Raw genomic sequence first — 18,040 nt, 5'->3', positions numbered from 1 at the left:
TCAGCCCGCCGCCTCGGGAGAGGCGGCGGGCTCGTGCGTGCGGGGCGCGGGCGGCCGCGCCGCACCGCGCTGCTCCGCCGGGCCCGCGCCGCCGCGCCGCCGGTCCAGTGCCCGGTGCGCCGCCGCGTCCAGGCCCAGCAGGGCGCCCTCGGCGAGCGCCGCGGCGTAGGCCGTGTCGCCCAGCGCCGCCCGCACCCGCTGCTCGCACACCGCGTGCGGGGCGTTGAAGTACCGCGAGCCGAACAGCCGCAGCCCCACCGACTCCCACAGCCGCCGCGCCGCGCCCTGCAGCACCGCCGCCTCGTACGGCGCCCCCTCGCCCTCGGTGATGAGGGCCAGCAGCTCCAGCGCCAGCACCGCGCCCACCAGGTCGTCGAAGCTGTGGTCGATCGCCAGCGCCTCCTCGGCCAGCAGCCGCGCCCGGTCCGGCCGCCCCTCCAGCCAGGCCGCGTACCCCAGCACGTACAGCGCGTAGGCCAGCGTCCACCGCTCCCCGTGGTCCCGGCAGATGTCCCGGACCTCCTCCACCAGGCCCACCGCCTTGGCCACATCGCCCTGGAAGGCCACCGACATCGCCAGCTCCACCTGCGCCATCAGCACATTGCTGTTCAGCTCGCCGATGCTGCGGTAGCGCACCAGCGCGTCGCCGATGAAGCGCTCGGCGCGCGGCATGTCGTCCGAGACCAGCGCCAGGCAGCCCAGCCGGTGCACCGCGTACGCCTCCGCGGTCGCGTTGCCCGCCGCGACCGCCTGGTCCCGGCAGTCCTGGAGCACCGCGAGGGCGGCCGCCGAATCGCCCTGGAGCAGGGCGACGTAGCCGTACACCCACATCGCCTTCGCACGCGCCTCGGTCGGCTCCGCCGACGCCTCCAGCGCCCGGTCCAGCCAGTGCCGGCCCTCCGCGAGCCGCCCGCAGCCCACCCAGCAGAACCACAGCGTGCCCGCCAGGTACTGGCCCACCGCCGGGTCCTCCGGCGGCTCGCCCGGCAGCCCGTCGAAGCTGAACTCCAGGGCCAGCCGCAGGTTGGGCAGGTCGGCGGCGACCCGCGCGGCCACCTCCGCCTGCCGCGGGCTGAACCAGTCCAGCTCGCACCAGGTGGCAAGGCCCAGGTACCAGTCGCGGTGCCGGCGCCGCACTCGCGGCTCGTCGCCCAGCGCCGCGAGCCACCCGGCGCCGTACTCGCGCACGCTCTCCAGCATCCGGTAGCGGACCCGGCCCGCGCCGTCCTCCTCGCGGCCGAGCACGGACTGGGCCACCAGCGCCGCGACCGCCTCCACCACGTCCTCCTCGGGGAGCCCGGTGCCCGCGCACACGTACTCAGCGGCGTCCAGGTCGAAGTGCCCGGCGAAGACCGACAGCCGCGCCCACAGCAGCCGTTCGGCGGGACTGCACAGCTCGTGGCTCCAGCCGATCGCGGTGCGCAGCGCCCGGTGCCGCTCGGGCGCGCTCGGGTCGCCGCCGGTCAGCAGCCGGAACCGGTCGTCGAGCCGGTCGAGCAACTGCTCCACCGACAGCGCGCGCAGCCGCACCGCCGCGAGCTCCAGCGCCAGCGGCAGACCGTCGAGGCGGGCGCACAGCTCGGTGACGGCCGCGCGGTTCGCCGCGGTCACGGCGAACCCGGGCACCACGGCCGCGGCCCGGTCGGCGAACAGCCGCCCCGCCTCCGCACCCGCCGCCAGCGGCTCCAGCGGCAGCAGCCGCTCACCCGTGACGCCCAGCGCCCGGCGGCCCGCCGCCAGCACCCGCAGCCCGGGGCTGCTCCGCAGCAGCTCGGCGACCAGCTCCGCGCAGGCGTCCGCGAGGCGGTCGAAGCCGTCGAGCACGAGCAGCATCTCGCGGTCGGCCAGATGCTCCACGAGCGCGGCACGCGGCGCCCGGCTGGTGTGGTCGGGCAGCCGCAGCGCCTCGGCGAGCGTGTGCTCCAGCAGGTCCGCGACGGGCAGCGCGGCGAGCTCGGCCAGGAAGACGCCGTCGGTGAAACGGTCCTGCAAGGCGGCGGCCGCACACAGCGCGAGGCGGGTCTTGCCGACTCCGCCGGCGCCGGTCACCGTCACCAGCCGGTCCGCTCCGCGCAGGGCGTCCACGACCTGCTCCACATCGGCCGCCCGGCCGACGAATCGGGTCAGCTCCGCTGGGAGGTTCGTCCTCATGATTGACGGAGCGTACCCGTACGCTTTCGCTGCGTACAACGGTGCCTCGGGCTGCGCCTGCCGGTGGGGGCCGCGCCCCGGGCTGCCTCTTGCGGTTTCCCGCGCGACCTTCCGCCGGTGGGAGCTGGTCGCGCAGTTCTCCCTGCGGCACCTCCCGGGAGGTGCCCCCACGCGCCCCTGACACACGCTTACCCGGCGTGGCAGGGAGCGCGTTTCTGCCACGCCGGGCAACAAATCAGGGGCGCGGGGAACTGCGCGCGCAACCCACCGCTCACCGCAGGATCCCGCCACCGGCGGAACCCGGCACCCCCGGGGGTAAAGCGGTGCGGGGTCAGGTCCGCGGAGCGGTAAGGTCAGGAGTCACTGACCTGGGGACGAGAGGAAGGCGCGGCAAGGTGTCCGGTGGAGAAGTGGCCGGCGTAGCCGGCCTGATCGTGGCGGTGTTCTGGGCGATCCTCGTGTCGTTCCTGGCCGTCGCGCTGGCGCGGCTCGCCCGCACGCTGCGGAGCACCACGGAGCTGGTGGCCGGTATCACGGAGCAGGCCGTTCCGCTGCTCGGTGAGGCCTCGGACGCGCTGCGCTCCGCGCACGAGCAGCTGGACCGGGTCGACACGATCACCGCGGACGTGGCCGAGGTGACGGCCAACGCCTCCGCGCTCTCCTCCACTGTCGCCAGCACCTTCGGCGGGCCCCTGGTGAAGGTCGCGGCCTTCGGCTACGGGGTGCGGCGGGCGGTCGGGCGGCAGGCTCGGGCCGGCGCGGACGTGCCGGCCGCCAGGCGGCGCGGACGCCGCAACCGCTCGAAGGACTGAGGCCCATGTTCCGCCGTCTGTTCTGGTTCCTGACCGGTGCCGCCACCGGTGTGTGGGCCACCACGAAGGTCAGCCGCGCGCTGCGCCGGCTGAGCCCCGACAGCCTCGCGGCGACCGCCGCGGACCGCGCGCTGGAGACCGGCGCGCGGCTGCGCGAGTTCGCCGCGGACGTCAGGTCGGGGATGGCACAGCGCGAGGGAGAGCTGCAGGACGCGCTGGGCCTGACCGGCGGCGAGCCCGACCGGGCCGCGCCCCGCCCCGCCCCGCGGGAACTGGACACCGACCTCCCGGCACCGCGCCGGGGCATCGCGTACAACACGTACGACCGGAAGGACGAACACTGATGGAGTCGGCAGAAATCCGCCGCCGCTGGCTGCGCTTCTTCGAGGAGCGCGGGCACACCGTTGTGCCGTCGGCGTCCCTCATCGCCGACGACCCGACGCTGCTGCTGGTCCCGGCGGGCATGGTCCCCTTCAAGCCCTACTTCCTCGGCGAGGTCAAGCCGCCCTTCGCGCGCGCCACCAGCGTGCAGAAGTGCGTGCGCACCCCGGACATCGAGGAGGTCGGCAAGACCACCCGGCACGGCACGTTCTTCCAGATGTGCGGCAACTTCTCCTTCGGCGACTACTTCAAGGAAGGCGCCATCCGCTTCGCCTGGGAGCTGCTCACCGAGCCCCTGGACAAGGGCGGTTACGGCCTGGAGCCGGAGAAGCTCTGGATCACCGTCTACGAGGAGGACGACGAGGCCGAGCAGATCTGGCGGGACGTCATCGGTGTGCCCGCCGAGCGCATCCAGCGGCTGGGCAAGGGGCCCAACTTCTGGTCCATGGGCGTCCCCGGCCCGTGCGGTCCGTGCTCGGAGATCAACTACGACCGCGGCCCGGAGTTCGGCGCCGAGGGCGGCCCGGCCGTCAACGACGAGCGCTACGTGGAGATCTGGAACCTGGTCTTCATGCAGTACGAGCGCGGTGCGGGCGAGGGCAAGGAGGACTTCCCGATCCTCGGCGACCTGCCCGCCAAGAACATCGACACCGGCCTCGGCCTGGAACGCCTCGCGATGATCCTGCAGGGCGTGCAGAACATGTACGAGACCGACACCCTGCGCGTCGTGATCGACAAGGCCACCGAGCTGACCGGCGTACCGTACGGCCGCTCGCACGACTCGGACGTGGCGCTGCGCGTGGTCGCCGACCACATGCGCACCTCCGTGATGCTCATCGGTGACGGCGTGACCCCCGGCAACGAGGGCCGCGGCTACGTGCTCCGCCGCATCATGCGCCGCGCCATCCGCAACATGCGGCTGCTGGGCGCCCACGAGCCCGTGGCGGCCGAGCTGCTGGACGTCGTCATCGGCATCATGGGCCTGCAGTACCCGGAGCTGGTCACCGACCGCAAGCGCATCGAGACCGTCGCGCTCGCCGAGGAGGCCGCCTTCCTCAAGACGCTCAAGGCCGGCACCAACATCCTCGACACCGCCGTGACGGAGACCAAAGCCGGCGGCGGCACGGTGCTCGCCGGCGACCAGGCCTTCCTGCTGCACGACACGTGGGGCTTCCCGATCGACCTCACCCTGGAGATGGCCGCCGAGCAGGGGCTGTCGGTGGACGAGGACGGCTTCCGGCGGCTCATGAAGGAGCAGCGCGACCGCGCCAAGGCCGACGCCCGCGCCAAGAAGACCGGCCACGCCGACCTGTCCGCCTACCGCGAGGTCGCCGACCGCACCGGCGGCACCGAGTTCACCGGCTACGCCGTGGACCGCAACGAGGCCACCGTCGTCGGCCTGCTGGTGGACGGTCTGCCGTCGCCCGCCGCGACCGAGGGCGACGAGGTCGAGGTCGTCCTCGACCGCACGCCGTTCTACGCCGAGGGCGGCGGCCAGCTCGCCGACACCGGGCGGATCCGGGTCGAGGGCGGCGCCGTCGTCGAGGTCCGCGACGTGCAGCAGCCCGTGCCCGGCGTCAGCGTGCACAAGGGCGTCGTCCAGGTCGGCGAGGTCACCGTGGGCGCCGCCGCGCTGGCCCAGATCGACCTGGTGCGCCGCCGGGCCATCGCCCGCGCCCACAGCGCCACCCACCTGACCCACCAGGCGCTGCGCGACGCCCTCGGCCCCACCGCGGCCCAGGCCGGTTCGGAGAACTCGCCCGGCCGCTTCCGCTTCGACTTCGGCTCGCCCGCGGCCGTGCCCGGCACGGTGCTCACCGACGTCGAGCAGAAGATCAACGAGGTGCTGGCCCGCGAACTCGACGTCACCGCCGAGATCCTGCCGATCGCCGAGGCCAAGCGGCAGGGCGCCATCGCGGAGTTCGGCGAGAAGTACGGCGAGCAGGTGCGCGTCGTCACCATCGGCGACTACTCCAAGGAGCTGTGCGGCGGCACCCACGTGGGCAACACCGCCCAGCTCGGCCTGGTCAAGCTGCTCGGCGAATCCTCCATCGGCTCCGGCGTGCGCCGGGTCGAGGCCCTGGTGGGCGTGGACGCGTACAACTTCCTCGCCCGCGAGCACACCGTGGTCGCCCAGCTGACCGAGCTGGTCAAGGGCCGCCCGGAGGAGCTGCCCGACCGGATCGCCGGGATGCTCGGACGGCTCAAGGACGCCGAGAAGGAGATCGAGCGCTTCCGCGCCGAGAAGGTGCTCCAGGCCGCCGCCGGGCTCGCCGAGGGCGCCGAGGACGTCAAGGGCGTCGCCCTGGTCACCGGCACCGTGCCGGAGGGCACCGGCGCCGACGACCTGCGCAAGCTGGTACTCGACGTGCGGCAGCGCGTCAGCGGCGGCCGTCCGGCCGTGGTGGCCCTTTTCACCGTGGCGGGCGGCCGTCCGCTGACCGTGGTCGCCACCAACGAGGCCGCCCGCGAGCGCGGCATCAAGGCCGGTGAGCTGGTGCGCACCGCCGCCAAGACGCTCGGCGGCGGGGGCGGCGGCAAGGACGACGTGGCCCAGGGCGGCGGCCAGAACCCGGCGGCCGTGCCCGAGGCCGTGGAGGCCGTGCGGCGGCTCGTCGCCGAGAAGGCGTGAGCGTGCACGACGCATCTGACGGCACCGAGCCGCCCCGGCCCGCCATGCGGCGCGGGCGGCGGCTCGGTGTCGATGTCGGGGACGCCAGGATCGGGGTCGCCTCGTGCGACCCGGACGGCATCCTGGCCACCCCCGTCGAGACGGTGCCGGGCCGGGACGTGCCCGCCGCGCTGCGCAGGCTGGCGCAGATCACCGCCGAGTACGAGCCGATCGAGGTCGTCATCGGGCTGCCCCGGTCGCTCAACGGCACGGAGGGACCGGCCGCGGCCAAGGTGCGGGCCTTCGCCCAGGGTGTGGCGAAAATCATCGGCCCGGTGCCGGTGCGGCTGGTGGACGAGCGGATGACCACCGTGACGGCCGCGCAGGGGCTGCGCGCGTCGGGCGTACGTGCGAAGAAGGGACGCTCCGTAGTCGATCAGGCAGCCGCGGTCATCATCCTGCAGAGCGCGCTGGAAGCCGAACGGCTGTCGGGTAAAGCTCCGGGGGAGAGCATCCAATCCTCTGTCTGATCGCGATACGGTAACGTTCCGCGCGACACGGCGGCGCCTCATGGCGCCGCCCGTTTCGCAAGGTCGGCAGGCCCGATGCCGACCGCGTACCAAGGGGACCGATGACTGACTATGGCCGGGGCTCCGGCTCCGAACCGTGGCACCCGGACGACCCGCTGTTCGGCGACACGTACGACCGGGGTCAGGGCCAGCAGCCGCCGCAGGAACAGTACGGCGGCGACTGGCAGGACCCGTACGCCTCGGGCCAGCACCAGCAGCAGTACCCGCAGCAGGGCACCGGCCAGTACCCGCAGACACCCCAGCAGCAGTACGGGCACCAGCAGGGCTACCCCCAGCAGCAGGGCCACACCGGCCAGTACCCCCAGCAGGGCGGCTACCCGCAGCAGGGCGGCTACGACACCGGCTCGCACCAGACGTACGACACCGGCAGCCACGGCACCTACGACACCGGCAGCCACGGCACCTACGACACCGGCAGCCACGGCACCTACGACACCGGCAGCCCTGGGACGTACGACACGGGTGGCCACGGCACCTACGACACCGGTTCGCACGGCACGTACGACACCGGCTCGCACCAGACCGGCGGCTACGGCAACCCGGACGCGTACGGCCGCGGCCCCCAGGATCCGTACGGCCATCCGCAGCAGCAGGGCGGCTACTACGACCAGAGCGGCGGCTACCAGCAGCAGTACCACCAGCCGCAGCAGCCCCAGCAGCCCGGCCCCGGCGGCCAGCAGGCCATGGGCGCGCCCGGCCAGACCCCCGGCCAGACCCCCGGCCCCGGTCAGGGGCAGGGCCGGGTGCAGCAGCCCCCGGCCGGCACCCGCCCGCAGGAGCCGCGCAGCACGCCGCTGCGCACCGGCCCGGCGGCCACCGACTGGGACGCCGACGAGGACAAGGGCCCGCGCGAGCACAACTTCTTCGCCAACCGCGACGACGACGATGACGACGACACCCCCGCGAGCACCGGCGGCCGCCGCACCGGCCGCGACCAGCAGGGCGGCCGCAAGCGCCGCAGCGGCTGCGCGTGCTTCGTCGTCGCCCTCGTGCTCGTCGGTGGCATCGCCGGCGGCGGCTACTACGGCTACGGCTTCTACCAGGACCACTTCGGCCCGGCCCCCGACTACTCCGGCCAGGGCACCGGCTCGGTGCAGGTGACGATCCCCAAGGGCGCGACCCTGACCACCATGGGCAACCTGCTCAAGGAGGCCGGCGTGGTCAAGAGCGTCGAGGCCTTCACCACCGCGGCCAACAAGAACCCCAAGGGCACGAGCATCCAGGCGGGCGTCTACTCGCTCAACAAGCAGATGTCGGCGGACTCCGCCGTCGCGATGATGCTCGACCCCAAGTCGCAGGACGCCCTGATCATCGCGGAGGGCATGCGCGACAAGCAGATCTACGCGACGATAGACACCAAGCTCGGCCTCAAGGCCGGCACCACCGAGGGCGTCGCCAAGGCCCAGTACAAGACCTTCGGCCTGCCCGACTGGGCCGTCGTCGGGCACAACGTGAAGGACCCGCTGGAGGGCTTCCTCTTCCCGACGAAGTACAGCGTCGCCAAGGGCATGAAGCCCGAGGCCCTGCTCAAGCAGATGGTCACCCAGGCGAACGCGCAGTACGCGCAGCTCGACCTCGCGGGCGAGGCCAAGAAGCACAACCTGTCCGGCCCGTACCAGTTCCTCACCGTCGCGAGCCTCGTGCAGGCCGAGGGCAAGACGGACGACGACTTCCGCAAGATGGCCAAGGTCGTCTACAACCGGCTGGACCCCGCCAACAAGCAGGGCACCAACGGACTGCTCCAGTTCGACTCGACGTACAACTACGTCAAGAACCGCAGCCAGGAGAAGATCTCCAACACGGAGATCCTCTCGCTGAAGGACAAGTACAACACCTACGTCTACAAGGGCCTGCCGCCTGGACCGATCGGTAACCCGGGTCTCGTCGCCCTCAAGGCCGCGATGAACCCCGACTCCGGCCCCTGGTATTTCTTCATCTCCAAGGACGGCAAGACCACCGAATTCACCGAGACCCGCTCGGAGTTCGAGAAGATCAAGAGCAGCTAGCCGCCACCGCGAAGACGAGCGACCACTCACGTGAACCCCACCGCATCCTCCGGCGGCGCCCGCCGAGCCGCCGTGCTCGGCTCGCCGATCGCCCACTCGCTGTCCCCGGTGCTGCACCGCGCCGCCTACGCGGCGATGGGCCTCGACGGCTGGCACTACGACCGCTTCGAGGTCGACGAGGCGGCCCTGCCGGCCTTCCTCGGCGGCCTGGACCCGGCCGAATGGGCCGGGCTGTCGCTGACCATGCCGCTCAAGCGCGCGGTGATCCCGCTGCTCGACGAGATCACGCCCACCGCCGCCTCCGTCGAGGCCGTCAACACCGTGGTGTTCGGCCCCGGCGGGCGGCGCGGCGACAACACCGACATCCCCGGGCTGCTCGCCGCGCTGTACGAGCGCGGCATCACCACCGTGCCGTCCGCCGCCGTGCTCGGCGCGGGCGCCACCGCGTCCTCCGCGCTCGCCGCCCTCTCCCGCATCTGCACCGGGGAGGTCACCGCGTACGTCCGCAGCGACGCGCGCGCCGCCGAGATGCGGCAGTGGGGCGAGCGGCTGGGCGTGGCGGTGCGCACCGCCGACTGGGCGGATGCCGCCGCCGCGTTCGTCGCCCCGCTGGTGATCGCCACCACCCCCGCGGGAGCCGCCGACCACCTGGCCGCCGCCGTACCGCGGCGGCCAGGCGCGCTCTTCGACGTCCTGTACCACCCGTGGCCGACCCCGCTGGCCGCCGCCTGGTCCGCCCGCGGCGGCACCGTCCTCGGCGGTCTCGACCTGCTCGTCCACCAGGCCGTCCTGCAGATCGAGCAGTACACCGGCCGCACCGGCGTACCCGTGGACGCGATGCGCGCGGCGGGCGAGGCGGCACTGCGCTGACCTCGCGCGGGCGCTGAGCACCGGGCCCGTCCCGCACCCTGGACGCCCGTCCGGGACGTGCCGCGAAACGTGGGAGGATCGGGGCGAGAACGGCAGGGCTTTGTCGAGGGAGCACCGTTGAGCAGGTTGCGCTGGCTGACCGCGGGGGAGTCGCACGGCCCCGCACTCGTGGCGACACTGGAAGGGCTGCCCTCCGGGGTGCCCGTCACCACCGACCTGGTGGCGGACGCGCTGGCGCGCCGCCGGCTCGGTTACGGCCGCGGGGCCCGGATGAAGTTCGAGCGCGACGAGGTGACCTTCCTCGGCGGCGTGCGCCACGGCCGCACCATGGGCAGCCCGGTCGCGGTCATGGTCGGCAACACCGAGTGGCCCAAGTGGGAGCAGGTCATGTCGGCCGACCCGGTCGACCCCGAGATCCTCGCGGGCCTCGCCCGCAACGCCCCGCTGACCCGGCCCCGGCCCGGCCACGCCGACCTCGCCGGGATGCAGAAGTACGACCTGGACGAGGCCCGCCCTGTCCTGGAGCGCGCCAGCGCCCGGGAGACCGCGGCCCGTGTCGCGCTCGGCGCCGTCGCCCGCTCCTACCTCAAGGAGACCACCGGCATCGAGATCGTCTCGCACGTCGTCGAACTCGCCGCCGCCAAGGCCCCGTACGGCGTGCTGCCGGTGCCCGCCGACGAGGCCCGGCTCGACGAGGACCCGGTGCGCTGCCTCGACGCCGACGCGAGCAAGCGGATGGTCGCCGAGATCGACCAGGCCCACAAGGACGGCGACACCCTCGGCGGCGTCGTCGAGGTGCTGGCCTACGGGGTGCCCGTCGGCCTCGGCTCGCACGTCCACTGGGACCGCCGGCTCGACGCCCGGCTCGCCGCCGCGCTCATGGGCATCCAGGCCATCAAGGGCGTCGAGGTCGGCGACGGCTTCGACCTCGCCCGTGTCCCCGGCTCGCAGGCGCACGACGAGATCGTGCCCGGCCCCGACGGCATCCGCCGCAGCTCCGGCCGCTCCGGCGGCACCGAGGGCGGCATGAGCACCGGCGAACTGCTCCGCGTACGCGCCGCGATGAAGCCCATCGCGACGGTGCCGCGGGCGCTCGCCACCGTCGACGTCACCACCGGTGAGCCCGCGCAGGCCCACCACCAGCGCTCCGACGTGTGCGCGGTGCCCGCCGCCGGCATCGTCGCCGAGGCCATGGTCGCGCTGGTGCTCGCCGACGCCGTCGCCGAAAAGTTCGGCGGCGACTCCGTCGCGCAGGTGCGCCGCAACGTCCAGGACTACCTCGACCACCTGGTCGTCCGGTGACGGCGCCGGCCGCGGGCGCGGCCGGGCCGCCCGTCGTCGTCCTGGTCGGCCCGCCCGGCGCGGGCAAGTCCACCGCGGGCCGCATCCTCGCCGAGCGGCTCGGCGTCGGCTACCGCGACACCGACGCCGACATCGAGGCGACCGCGGGCAAGCCGATCCCGGACATCTTCATCGACCACGGCGAGCCGCACTTCCGGGAGCTGGAGAGCGCCGCCGTCCGTGACGCGCTGGCCGGCCACGGCGGAGTCCTCGCGCTCGGCGGCGGCGCGATCATGGACGCCGGCACCCGCGCGCTGCTCGACGGCCTGGCGGTGGTCTTCCTCGACGTCGGCCTGCACTCCGCCGTGCACCGCGTCGGCCTCGACGCCCCGCGCCCGCTCCTCGCGGTCAACCCGCGGCAGCGCTGGCGGGAGCTGATGGAGGCGCGCCGCCCGCTCTACACCGAAGTCGCCCGGGCCGTCGTCCCCACCGACGACCGCACCCCCGAGGACGTGGCCGACGCCGTCCTCGACGTACTCCAGCTGAAGGACGCATGAGCGACACGCCCGAGACCCCGGTCCGCATCACCGTCGCCGGGACCGCCGGCACCGACCCGTACGACGTGCTCATCGGCCACCAGCTGCTCGGCGAACTCCCCGGCCTCATCGGCGACAGGGCCCGGCGGGTGGCCGTCCTGCACCCCGAGGCGCTGGCCGGTACCGGTGAGGCCGTCCGCGACGACCTCGCCGAGCAGGGCTACGAGGCCGTCGCCGTCCAGGTGCCCAACGCCGAGGAGGCCAAGACCGCCGAGGTCGCCGCCTACTGCTGGAAGGCCCTCGGCCAGTCCGGCTTCACCCGCACCGACGTCATCGTCGGCGTCGGCGGCGGCGCCACCACCGACCTCGCCGGATTCGTCGCCGCGAGCTGGCTGCGCGGGGTGCGCTGGATCGCCGTCCCCACCACGGTGCTCGGCATGGTCGACGCGGCCGTCGGCGGCAAGACCGGCATCAACACCGCCGAGGGCAAGAACCTCGTCGGCGCCTTCCACCCGCCCGCCGGTGTCCTGTGCGACCTCGCCGCCCTCGACTCGCTGCCCGCCAACGACTACGTCAGCGGCCTCGCCGAGATCATCAAGGCCGGTTTCATCGCCGACCCCGTCATCCTCGACCTGATCGAGGCCGACCCCGAGGGCGCCCGCAGCCCCGGCTACGCCCACACCGCCGAGCTGATCGAACGCGCCATCCGCGTCAAGGCCCACGTCGTCTCCAGCGACCTCAAGGAATCAGGGCTGCGGGAGATCCTCAACTACGGCCACACGCTCGCCCACGCCATCGAGAAGAACGAGCGCTACCGCTGGCGGCACGGCGCCGCCGTCTCCGTCGGCATGGTCTTCGCCGCCGAACTCGGCCGCCTCGCCGGACGCCTCGACGACGCCACCGCCGACCGGCACAGCGCCGTCCTCGGCGCGGTCGGCCTGCCCCTCACCTACCGCGGCGACCAGTGGCCGAAGCTGCTGGAGACCATGAAGGTCGACAAGAAGTCCCGCGGCGACCTGCTGCGCTTCATCGTCCTCGACGGCCTGGCCAAACCCACCGTCCTCGAAGGCCCCGACCCGGCGATCCTGCTCGCCGCCTACGGGGAGGTGTCCGCGTGACCCGCCCCGTCCTCGTCCTCAACGGCCCCAACCTCGGACGCCTCGGCTCCCGCGAGCCCGACGTCTACGGCTCCACCTCCTACGCGGGCCTCGTCGAGCGCTGCACCGCCTTCGGGACGAAGCTCGGCTTCGCCGTCGAGGTCCGTGAGACCAACGACGAGGGCGAGCTGATCCGCTGGCTGCACGAGGCGGCCGACGGGCAGGTGCCCGTCGTCCTCAACCCCGGTGCGTTCACGCACTACTCGTACGGCCTGCGCGACGCCGCGGCCCAGCGCACGGCGCCGCTCGTCGAGGTGCACATCTCCAACCCCTACGCGCGGGAGGCGTTCCGCCACGAGTCGGTGATCGCCCCGGTGGCCACGGGCACGATCGCCGGCTTCGGCCTCACCTCCTACCTCCTGGCCCTCCAGGCCCTCGCCGACCTCCCTACTGCGTAGGGCGTCGGCCCCAGGGCCGCGTATGCCGCGCCGGGCAACCACCAGGGGCGCGGGGAACTGCGCGAGCAACCACCCACCGGCCGGTGGTCCGGGAGCGACAGCAACTGCCCCCTCGGGTCGGTGTCTACCCACGCCCCGGTGGGGGCTGGGGGTACCGCCCAGGAGAAGCTCTGGGGGAGCGCAGTTCTCCCCCAGGCTCCGCCTGGGAGGTGCCCCCACGCGCCCCTGGGCGTACCGCCCTGCGCAGAGGGCAGCCCCCGAAGCCCGCCCGGCAAGGGCAGGGCACCGGGAAGGTTTCCCGGGCGTTCACCAAACGAAGCGCGGGAACGGTACCGTTCCATGTCAACCCGCGCGGCAGCGCACACCGCACGAGATGGAGTCGGCCGACATGCAGCACGCTGTGGGGGCGCCGCAGCCCGGCGGAGGCCCGACGCCCCCGGCCGTAAGCGTCACCGGGCACTTCCCGCTGCCCGCGGCCGCCCCGGTGCAGGCGCCCGTGCCGGACGGCAACGGTTCGCTGGGCGGCGCAGCCCACGGCCCGGTGGCCGTCCTGCTGATCGGCGCCGCGGGCGCCGGGAAGACGACCATCGCCCGGCACTGGGCGGACAACCGCGGCGCCCCGACCGCGCACATCAGCCTCGACGACGTGCGCGAGTGGGTACGGGCCGGGTTCGCCGACCCGCAGGCGGGGTGGAACGAGCACTCCGAGGCGCAGTACCGGCTCGCCCGCCGCACGTGCGGTTTCGCCGCGCGGAACTTCCTGGCCAACGGGGTGTCCTGCATCATCGACGACGCCGTCTTCCCCGACCGCCCGGCGGTGGGCCTGGGCGGCTGGAAGCGGCACGTCGGGCCCGGACTCGTCCCCGTGGTGCTCCTGCCGGGCCTGGACATCGTCCTGACCCGCAACGCCGAGCGCTCCGGCAACCGCCGGCTCTCCGACGAGGAGGTCGCCCGTATCCACGGCCGGATGGCCGGCTGGTACGGGTCGGGTCTGCCGATCATCGACAACTCCCACCTCGACGTCGAGGCCGCCGCCGCGGCCCTGGACCGCGTCGTGCTGCGCAGCCTGCAGGGCCCTCCCACCTGGTGAGGCCGTGCCCCGCGGGGGCACACCGGGCCCGCCTCCGCAAGGCGGCGGAAAAGGGGCGGGGGCCGACACGTCGACTTAAGCTCGCCGCATGGCGGAGGTGCATGGGACCCGGCGGGACCGGCTGCGCGAGCGATGCGCCGCGGCAGGCGCGGCCGCCGCGCTGATCACCCGACCGGCGAACGTCCGGTATCTGACCGGCTGCGCGCCGCCCGGCTCCGCACTGCTGGTCGGGCCGGGCGCCGAGGACACCCTCGTCCACCTGCGGCCGCCGCCGGACGACGAGGGCGCGGGCCGCGACCCGCGGGGTGCGGGGGAGCAGCCCCCGGAGGACCTGCGGGCGACCGTGCTGCCCTCGCCGGACGGCGACGCCGCCGTGGCCGCGGCCACGCTCGCACGCGAGCAGCACGCGGGGTCGCTCGCCGTCGAGGAGCACCACCTGACCGTGGCGCGGCACCGCGCCATCCGCTCGGTCGCGAACGGCATGCCGATGTCCGACCTCGGCGGGGCCGTGGAGCAGCTGCGGCTGGTCAAGGACGAGCACGAGATCGCCGCGCTGCGGATCGCCGCGGAGATCGCCGACCAGGCGCTCGGCGAGCTGCTGGAGTCGATCCTGGTGGGCCGCACCGAGCGGCACCTCGCGCTGGAGCTGGAGCGGCGGCTGGTCGACCACGGGGCCGACAGCGCGGCCTTCCCCACCTCCGTGGGCACCGGCCCGAACAGCGGTACGGCCCGGCACGTCCCGACGGACCGGCGGGTCGAGGAGGGCGACTTCCTCACCGTGCGGCTCGGCGCGTGCTACCGCGGGTACCGCTGCGAGGTGGGCCGTACGTTCGTGATCGGCACGGCTCCCGCGGGCTGGCAGATCGACCTGTACGACCTGGTCTTCAACGCCCAGCGGGCCGCGCGGGAGGCGCTGGCACCGGGTGTGGCCTGCCGGGACGTGGACCGGGTGGCCCGGCAGCCGCTGGTCGCGGCGGGGCACGGGGACGGTGTCGCGCAGTGGTCCGGGCACGGCGTGGGCCTGGAAATCGACGAGGACCCTCAGTTGTCACCTGCGGCCATGGGTAAACTGGACGCTTGCGTGCCGGTCACCGTCGAGCCGGGGGTCCACCTTCCGGGCCGCGGCGGGGTCCGCATCGACGACACACTCGTCGTACGCCCCGCGGCGGACGGCGGGCCCGAGCTACTCACCATCACGACCAAGGAACTCCTCGCCCTGTGACGGGCAGGGGGTGTCCGCGGTCCCCGAAGCAGCACATTCAGGAGATCCGCAACCGTGGCCACCACGAACGACCTCAAGAACGGCCTCGTGCTCAAGCTGGACGGCGGTCAGCTCTGGACCGTAGTCGAGTTCCAGCACGTCAAGCCCGGCAAGGGCCCCGCCTTCGTGCGCACCAAGCTGAAGCACGTGCTCTCCGGGAAGGTCGTCGACAAGACCTTCAACGCGGGTGTGAAGGTCGAGACCGCCAACGTCGACAAGCGCGGCATGCAGTTCTCCTACAAGGACGGCACCGACTTCGTCTTCATGGACACCGAGACCTTCGACCAGATCACCATCACCCCCGAGGTCGTCGGCGACGCCGCCAACTACCTGCTGGAGGGTTTCGAGGCCACCGTGGCGATGTACGAGGGCGCGCCCCTGTACGTCGAGCTGCCCGCGGCCGTCGAGCTGGTCATCGAGTACACCGAGCCGGGCGTCCAGGGCGACCGCTCGACGGGCGGCTCCAAGCCGGCGCGGCTGGAGACCGGCTACGAGATCGGTGTCCCGCTCTTCATCACCACGGGTGAGAAGGTCAAGGTCGACACCCGTACGGGCGACTACCTCGGCCGGGTGAACAGCTAACCGTGGCCGCACGGAACAAGGCCCGCAAGCGCGCCTTCCAGATCCTCTTCGAGGCCGACCAGCGGGGCGCCGACCCGGTGACCGTCATGGCGGACTGGATCCGGCTCGCCCGGACCGACGACCGGCAGCCGCAGGTCACCGAGTACACGATGCAGCTGGTCGAGGGGTACGCGGCGCACGCCGGGCCGATCGACGAGCTGCTGTCGCGGCACGCCGTGGGCTGGACGCTGGACCGGATGCCGGTCGTCGACCGCAATGTGCTGCGGCTCGGCGCCTACGAGCTGATCTGGGAGGACGACGTCCCGGACGCGGTGGTGCTGGACGAGGCGGTGGAGCTCGCCAAGGAGTTCTCCACGGACGAGTCGCCGTCCTTCGTCAACGGCCTGCTCGGCAAGCTCATGGAGCTCAAGCCGACCCTGCCGCGCTAGGCCGCGGGGCTCGCGCACCCCTGACGCACATCCTGACCAGGCCCGACAGCAGAAGGTGAACATTATTCTGCTTCGGGCCTGGTGCATGCCGCACACCGTGGCCTAGATTCCCGCGCATGGACGAAGCGGCGGGCCCCGGCGGCGACGACACGATCCTGGCCCACCTGGAGCGGCTGCGCGCGGCCGACCTGCCCGTGCGCGGCGGCCGCACCATGGCCTACGTCTACGACGCCGGGCTCGCCGGACTCGACGAGCTGGCGGCGCGGGCGCACACCGCGTTCGCGGGCGTCAACGGACTGGACATGACCGTCTTCCCCAGCGTTGTCGCGCTGGAGAACGACATCGTCCGGCAGACCGCCGACCTGCTCGGCGGCGGCCCCGGCACCGCCGGCACCTTCACCAGCGGCGGCACCGAGAGCTGCCTGCTCGCCGTGCTGACCGCCCGCGAGCACGCCGCCCGCACCCGCGGGGTCACCGCCCCCGAGATCGTGCTGCCGCAGACCGCGCACGCCGCCTTCCACAAGGCCGCCGCGCTCTTCGGGCTCACCCCCGTCACCGTCCCCGTCGATCCCGCGACCTTCCGGGCCGACCCGCACGCCACGGCCGCCGCGCTGACCGAGCGCACCGCCCTGGTCGTCGTGTCCGCGCCCTCGTACGCGCACGGGGTGGTCGACCCGGTGCCCGCCGTCGCGGCCGCCGCCGCCGAGCGCGGCATCCTCTGCCACGTCGACGCCTGCATCGGCGGCTGGTACCTCGGCCACCGGCGGCTCGCCGCCGGTATCGCCCCGCCGCCGCCCTTCGACCTGGCCGTACCCGGCGTCACCTCGCTCTCGGTCGACCTGCACAAGTACGGCTACACCCCCAAGGGCGCCTCCGTCCTGCTCTTCCGCGACGCCGAGCTGCGCCGCCACGGCTGGTTCGCGCACGCCTCCTGGCCCGGCTACCCGGTCGTCAACGCCACTCTCCAGGGCACCAAGTCCGCCGGGCCGCTCGCCGCCGCCTGGGCGGTGCTGCGGAAAGTCGGCACCACTGGTTACGTGGACCTGGCCCGCCGGGTGCACGAGGCGGCCGCCCGGCTCACCGAAGGCATCGGGCGCATCGAGGGCCTGCGCGTCCTCGGCACCCCCGATGCCTCGCTCGTCGCGGTGGCCGCCGCCGAGGAGGGGCTCGACCCCTTCGTCGTCGCCGACGAGATGCGGCTGCGCGGCTGGTACCTCCAGCCGCAGCCCGCCTTCGGCCCGTCCCCGGTTAACGTGCACCTGACCGTGACGGCTGCGGTCGCCGACCCGGCGCGGATCGACGAACTGCTCGCCGAACTGGCCGCCGCGACCGCGCGGGCCCGCGCCCTGGGCCCCGCGACCGCCGACCCGGCGATCGCCGCGGCCGCGGCCGGACTCGACCCCGCCGCCCTCGGACCGGACGAGGTCGCCTTCGCCCTCGACGTCGCCGGGGTCGGCACGGACGGCGCCCTGCCGGAGCGGATGGCCCCGGTGCTCGCCGTACTCCAGGCACTGCCCGCCCCGGTGACGGAACGTCTGCTGCCCGAGGTCGTCGCGCGGTTGTACACCGCCTGAGCCGCGCCCCGCGGAAAACCCGGTGCCCTCGGTGCCTCCCGCGCGCTACGCTCACGCCCGGAATCGCGCGCAGTCCGCCACGAGGAAGCTGCGCCCGCCGACGAACGAGGGGAGACGGCCGTGCGTACCGCCGCTGTCGTCCCCGCGCCGCGGCACCGGGTGATCCTGGTGTCTTCGTGCCTCCGGAGCCGGCTGCGCGGCCGGCCCCGGACCCCCTGACGCACCCGCACGCCCTCCGCCGCCAGGCGATCCGTGGGCCCGGTGCGCCCGGGGAATCGCGCCCGCCCGATTTCCGGATCACCCGAAAGGCCC

General features: G+C 73.7%; 16 protein-coding genes. 15 read left to right on the top strand and 1 reads right to left on the bottom strand.

Annotation, left to right across the window (positions count from 1 at the left end; translation table 11 throughout):
- The gene (locus tag ACH4PY_RS13455) at nucleotides 1-2,151 is read right to left on the bottom strand and encodes an ATP-binding protein (RefSeq protein WP_398180322.1); all 2,151 of its coding nucleotides are present in this window, start codon (nucleotides 2,149-2,151) and stop codon (nucleotides 1-3) included.
- A 395-nt stretch (nucleotides 2,152-2,546) separates the two neighbouring features.
- Here ACH4PY_RS13455 and ACH4PY_RS13450 point away from each other — a divergent pair, with 395 nt between their 5' ends.
- The 15 genes from ACH4PY_RS13450 (at nucleotide 2,547) to ACH4PY_RS13380 (ending at nucleotide 17,728) form a co-directional block, all read left to right on the top strand.
- Nucleotides 2,547-2,963: a DUF948 domain-containing protein gene (locus ACH4PY_RS13450; RefSeq protein ID WP_398180319.1), complete on the top strand. Its 417-nt coding sequence runs from the start codon at nucleotides 2,547-2,549 to the stop codon at nucleotides 2,961-2,963.
- A gap of 5 nt (nucleotides 2,964-2,968) precedes the next feature.
- Entirely contained in the window at nucleotides 2,969-3,307 is a 339-nt protein-coding gene (locus ACH4PY_RS13445) for a DUF6167 family protein (RefSeq protein WP_398180316.1), read from the top strand.
- Nucleotides 3,307-5,976 (top strand): alanine--tRNA ligase, encoded by a 2,670-nt coding sequence (alaS, locus tag ACH4PY_RS13440; RefSeq protein ID WP_398180313.1) that lies wholly within the window; start codon nucleotides 3,307-3,309, stop codon nucleotides 5,974-5,976. Before ACH4PY_RS13445 ends, alaS begins: the two co-directional genes overlap by 1 nt.
- A gap of 44 nt (nucleotides 5,977-6,020) precedes the next feature.
- Nucleotides 6,021-6,485 carry a Holliday junction resolvase RuvX gene (gene ruvX, locus ACH4PY_RS13435; protein WP_398180870.1) on the top strand — a complete coding sequence of 155 codons (465 nt, stop codon included), beginning with the start codon at nucleotides 6,021-6,023 and terminating at the stop codon, nucleotides 6,483-6,485.
- Nucleotides 6,486-6,586: 101 nt separating this feature from the next.
- On the top strand, nucleotides 6,587-8,551 hold the full coding sequence (gene mltG, locus ACH4PY_RS13430) for an endolytic transglycosylase MltG (protein ID WP_398180310.1): 1,965 nt from the start codon (nucleotides 6,587-6,589) through the stop codon (nucleotides 8,549-8,551).
- A 30-nt stretch (nucleotides 8,552-8,581) separates the two neighbouring features.
- The gene (locus ACH4PY_RS13425; protein WP_398180307.1) at nucleotides 8,582-9,421 is read left to right on the top strand and encodes a shikimate dehydrogenase; all 840 of its coding nucleotides are present in this window, start codon (nucleotides 8,582-8,584) and stop codon (nucleotides 9,419-9,421) included.
- Between the two features lie 117 nt (nucleotides 9,422-9,538).
- Nucleotides 9,539-10,723 (top strand): chorismate synthase, encoded by a 1,185-nt coding sequence (gene aroC, locus ACH4PY_RS13420; RefSeq protein WP_398180304.1) that lies wholly within the window; start codon nucleotides 9,539-9,541, stop codon nucleotides 10,721-10,723.
- A complete protein-coding gene (locus ACH4PY_RS13415) occupies nucleotides 10,720-11,259 on the top strand; it encodes a shikimate kinase (RefSeq protein WP_398180301.1) in 540 nt (179 codons plus the stop codon). The genes aroC and ACH4PY_RS13415 overlap by 4 nt, the downstream gene beginning before the upstream one ends.
- Nucleotides 11,256-12,356, top strand: coding sequence for a 3-dehydroquinate synthase (gene aroB / locus ACH4PY_RS13410; RefSeq protein ID WP_398180297.1), 1,101 nt, complete (start codon nucleotides 11,256-11,258; stop codon nucleotides 12,354-12,356). The genes ACH4PY_RS13415 and aroB overlap by 4 nt, the downstream gene beginning before the upstream one ends.
- Nucleotides 12,353-12,793 (top strand): type II 3-dehydroquinate dehydratase, encoded by a 441-nt coding sequence (gene aroQ, locus ACH4PY_RS13405; RefSeq protein WP_398180294.1) that lies wholly within the window; start codon nucleotides 12,353-12,355, stop codon nucleotides 12,791-12,793. The genes aroB and aroQ overlap by 4 nt, the downstream gene beginning before the upstream one ends.
- A 202-nt stretch (nucleotides 12,794-12,995) precedes the next feature.
- Complete coding sequence (locus tag ACH4PY_RS13400) at nucleotides 12,996-13,883, top strand: AAA family ATPase (protein WP_398180867.1); 888 nt, start codon at nucleotides 12,996-12,998, stop codon at nucleotides 13,881-13,883.
- A gap of 88 nt (nucleotides 13,884-13,971) precedes the next feature.
- Entirely contained in the window at nucleotides 13,972-15,105 is a 1,134-nt protein-coding gene (locus tag ACH4PY_RS13395; protein WP_398180291.1) for a M24 family metallopeptidase, read from the top strand.
- 54 nt (nucleotides 15,106-15,159) lie between these two features.
- On the top strand, nucleotides 15,160-15,726 hold the full coding sequence (efp, locus tag ACH4PY_RS13390) for an elongation factor P (protein ID WP_398180288.1): 567 nt from the start codon (nucleotides 15,160-15,162) through the stop codon (nucleotides 15,724-15,726).
- Nucleotides 15,727-15,728: 2 nt separating this feature from the next.
- A complete protein-coding gene (gene nusB / locus ACH4PY_RS13385) occupies nucleotides 15,729-16,154 on the top strand; it encodes a transcription antitermination factor NusB (protein WP_398180285.1) in 426 nt (141 codons plus the stop codon).
- A gap of 116 nt (nucleotides 16,155-16,270) precedes the next feature.
- A complete protein-coding gene (locus tag ACH4PY_RS13380) occupies nucleotides 16,271-17,728 on the top strand; it encodes a pyridoxal phosphate-dependent decarboxylase family protein (RefSeq protein WP_398180282.1) in 1,458 nt (485 codons plus the stop codon).
- Nucleotides 17,729-18,040 lie beyond the last annotated feature (312 nt).

This window comes from Streptomyces sp. NPDC021224, assembly GCF_044332905.1.
Lineage (GTDB): Bacteria > Actinomycetota > Actinomycetes > Streptomycetales > Streptomycetaceae > Actinacidiphila.
The sequence above is the reverse complement of the archived record's forward strand: the minus strand, read 5'-3'. Positions and strand labels throughout refer to the sequence as shown.

Bases quoted from the DNA above. Each gene is read 5' to 3' on its own strand.
- ACH4PY_RS13455 (WP_398180322.1), bottom strand. From the start codon at position 2,151: ATGAGGACGAACCTCCCAGCGGAGCTGACCCGATTCGTCGGCCGGGCG.
- ACH4PY_RS13445 (WP_398180316.1), top strand. From the start codon at position 2,969: ATGTTCCGCCGTCTGTTCTGGTTCCTGACCGGTGCCGCCACCGGTGTG.
- alaS (WP_398180313.1), top strand. From the start codon at position 3,307: ATGGAGTCGGCAGAAATCCGCCGCCGCTGGCTGCGCTTCTTCGAGGAG.
- ruvX (WP_398180870.1), top strand. From the start codon at position 6,021: ATGCGGCGCGGGCGGCGGCTCGGTGTCGATGTCGGGGACGCCAGGATC.
- mltG (WP_398180310.1), top strand. From the start codon at position 6,587: ATGACTGACTATGGCCGGGGCTCCGGCTCCGAACCGTGGCACCCGGAC.
- aroB (WP_398180297.1), top strand. From the start codon at position 11,256: ATGAGCGACACGCCCGAGACCCCGGTCCGCATCACCGTCGCCGGGACC.
- ACH4PY_RS13395 (WP_398180291.1), top strand. From the start codon at position 13,972: ATGGCGGAGGTGCATGGGACCCGGCGGGACCGGCTGCGCGAGCGATGC.
- ACH4PY_RS13380 (WP_398180282.1), top strand. From the start codon at position 16,271: ATGGACGAAGCGGCGGGCCCCGGCGGCGACGACACGATCCTGGCCCAC.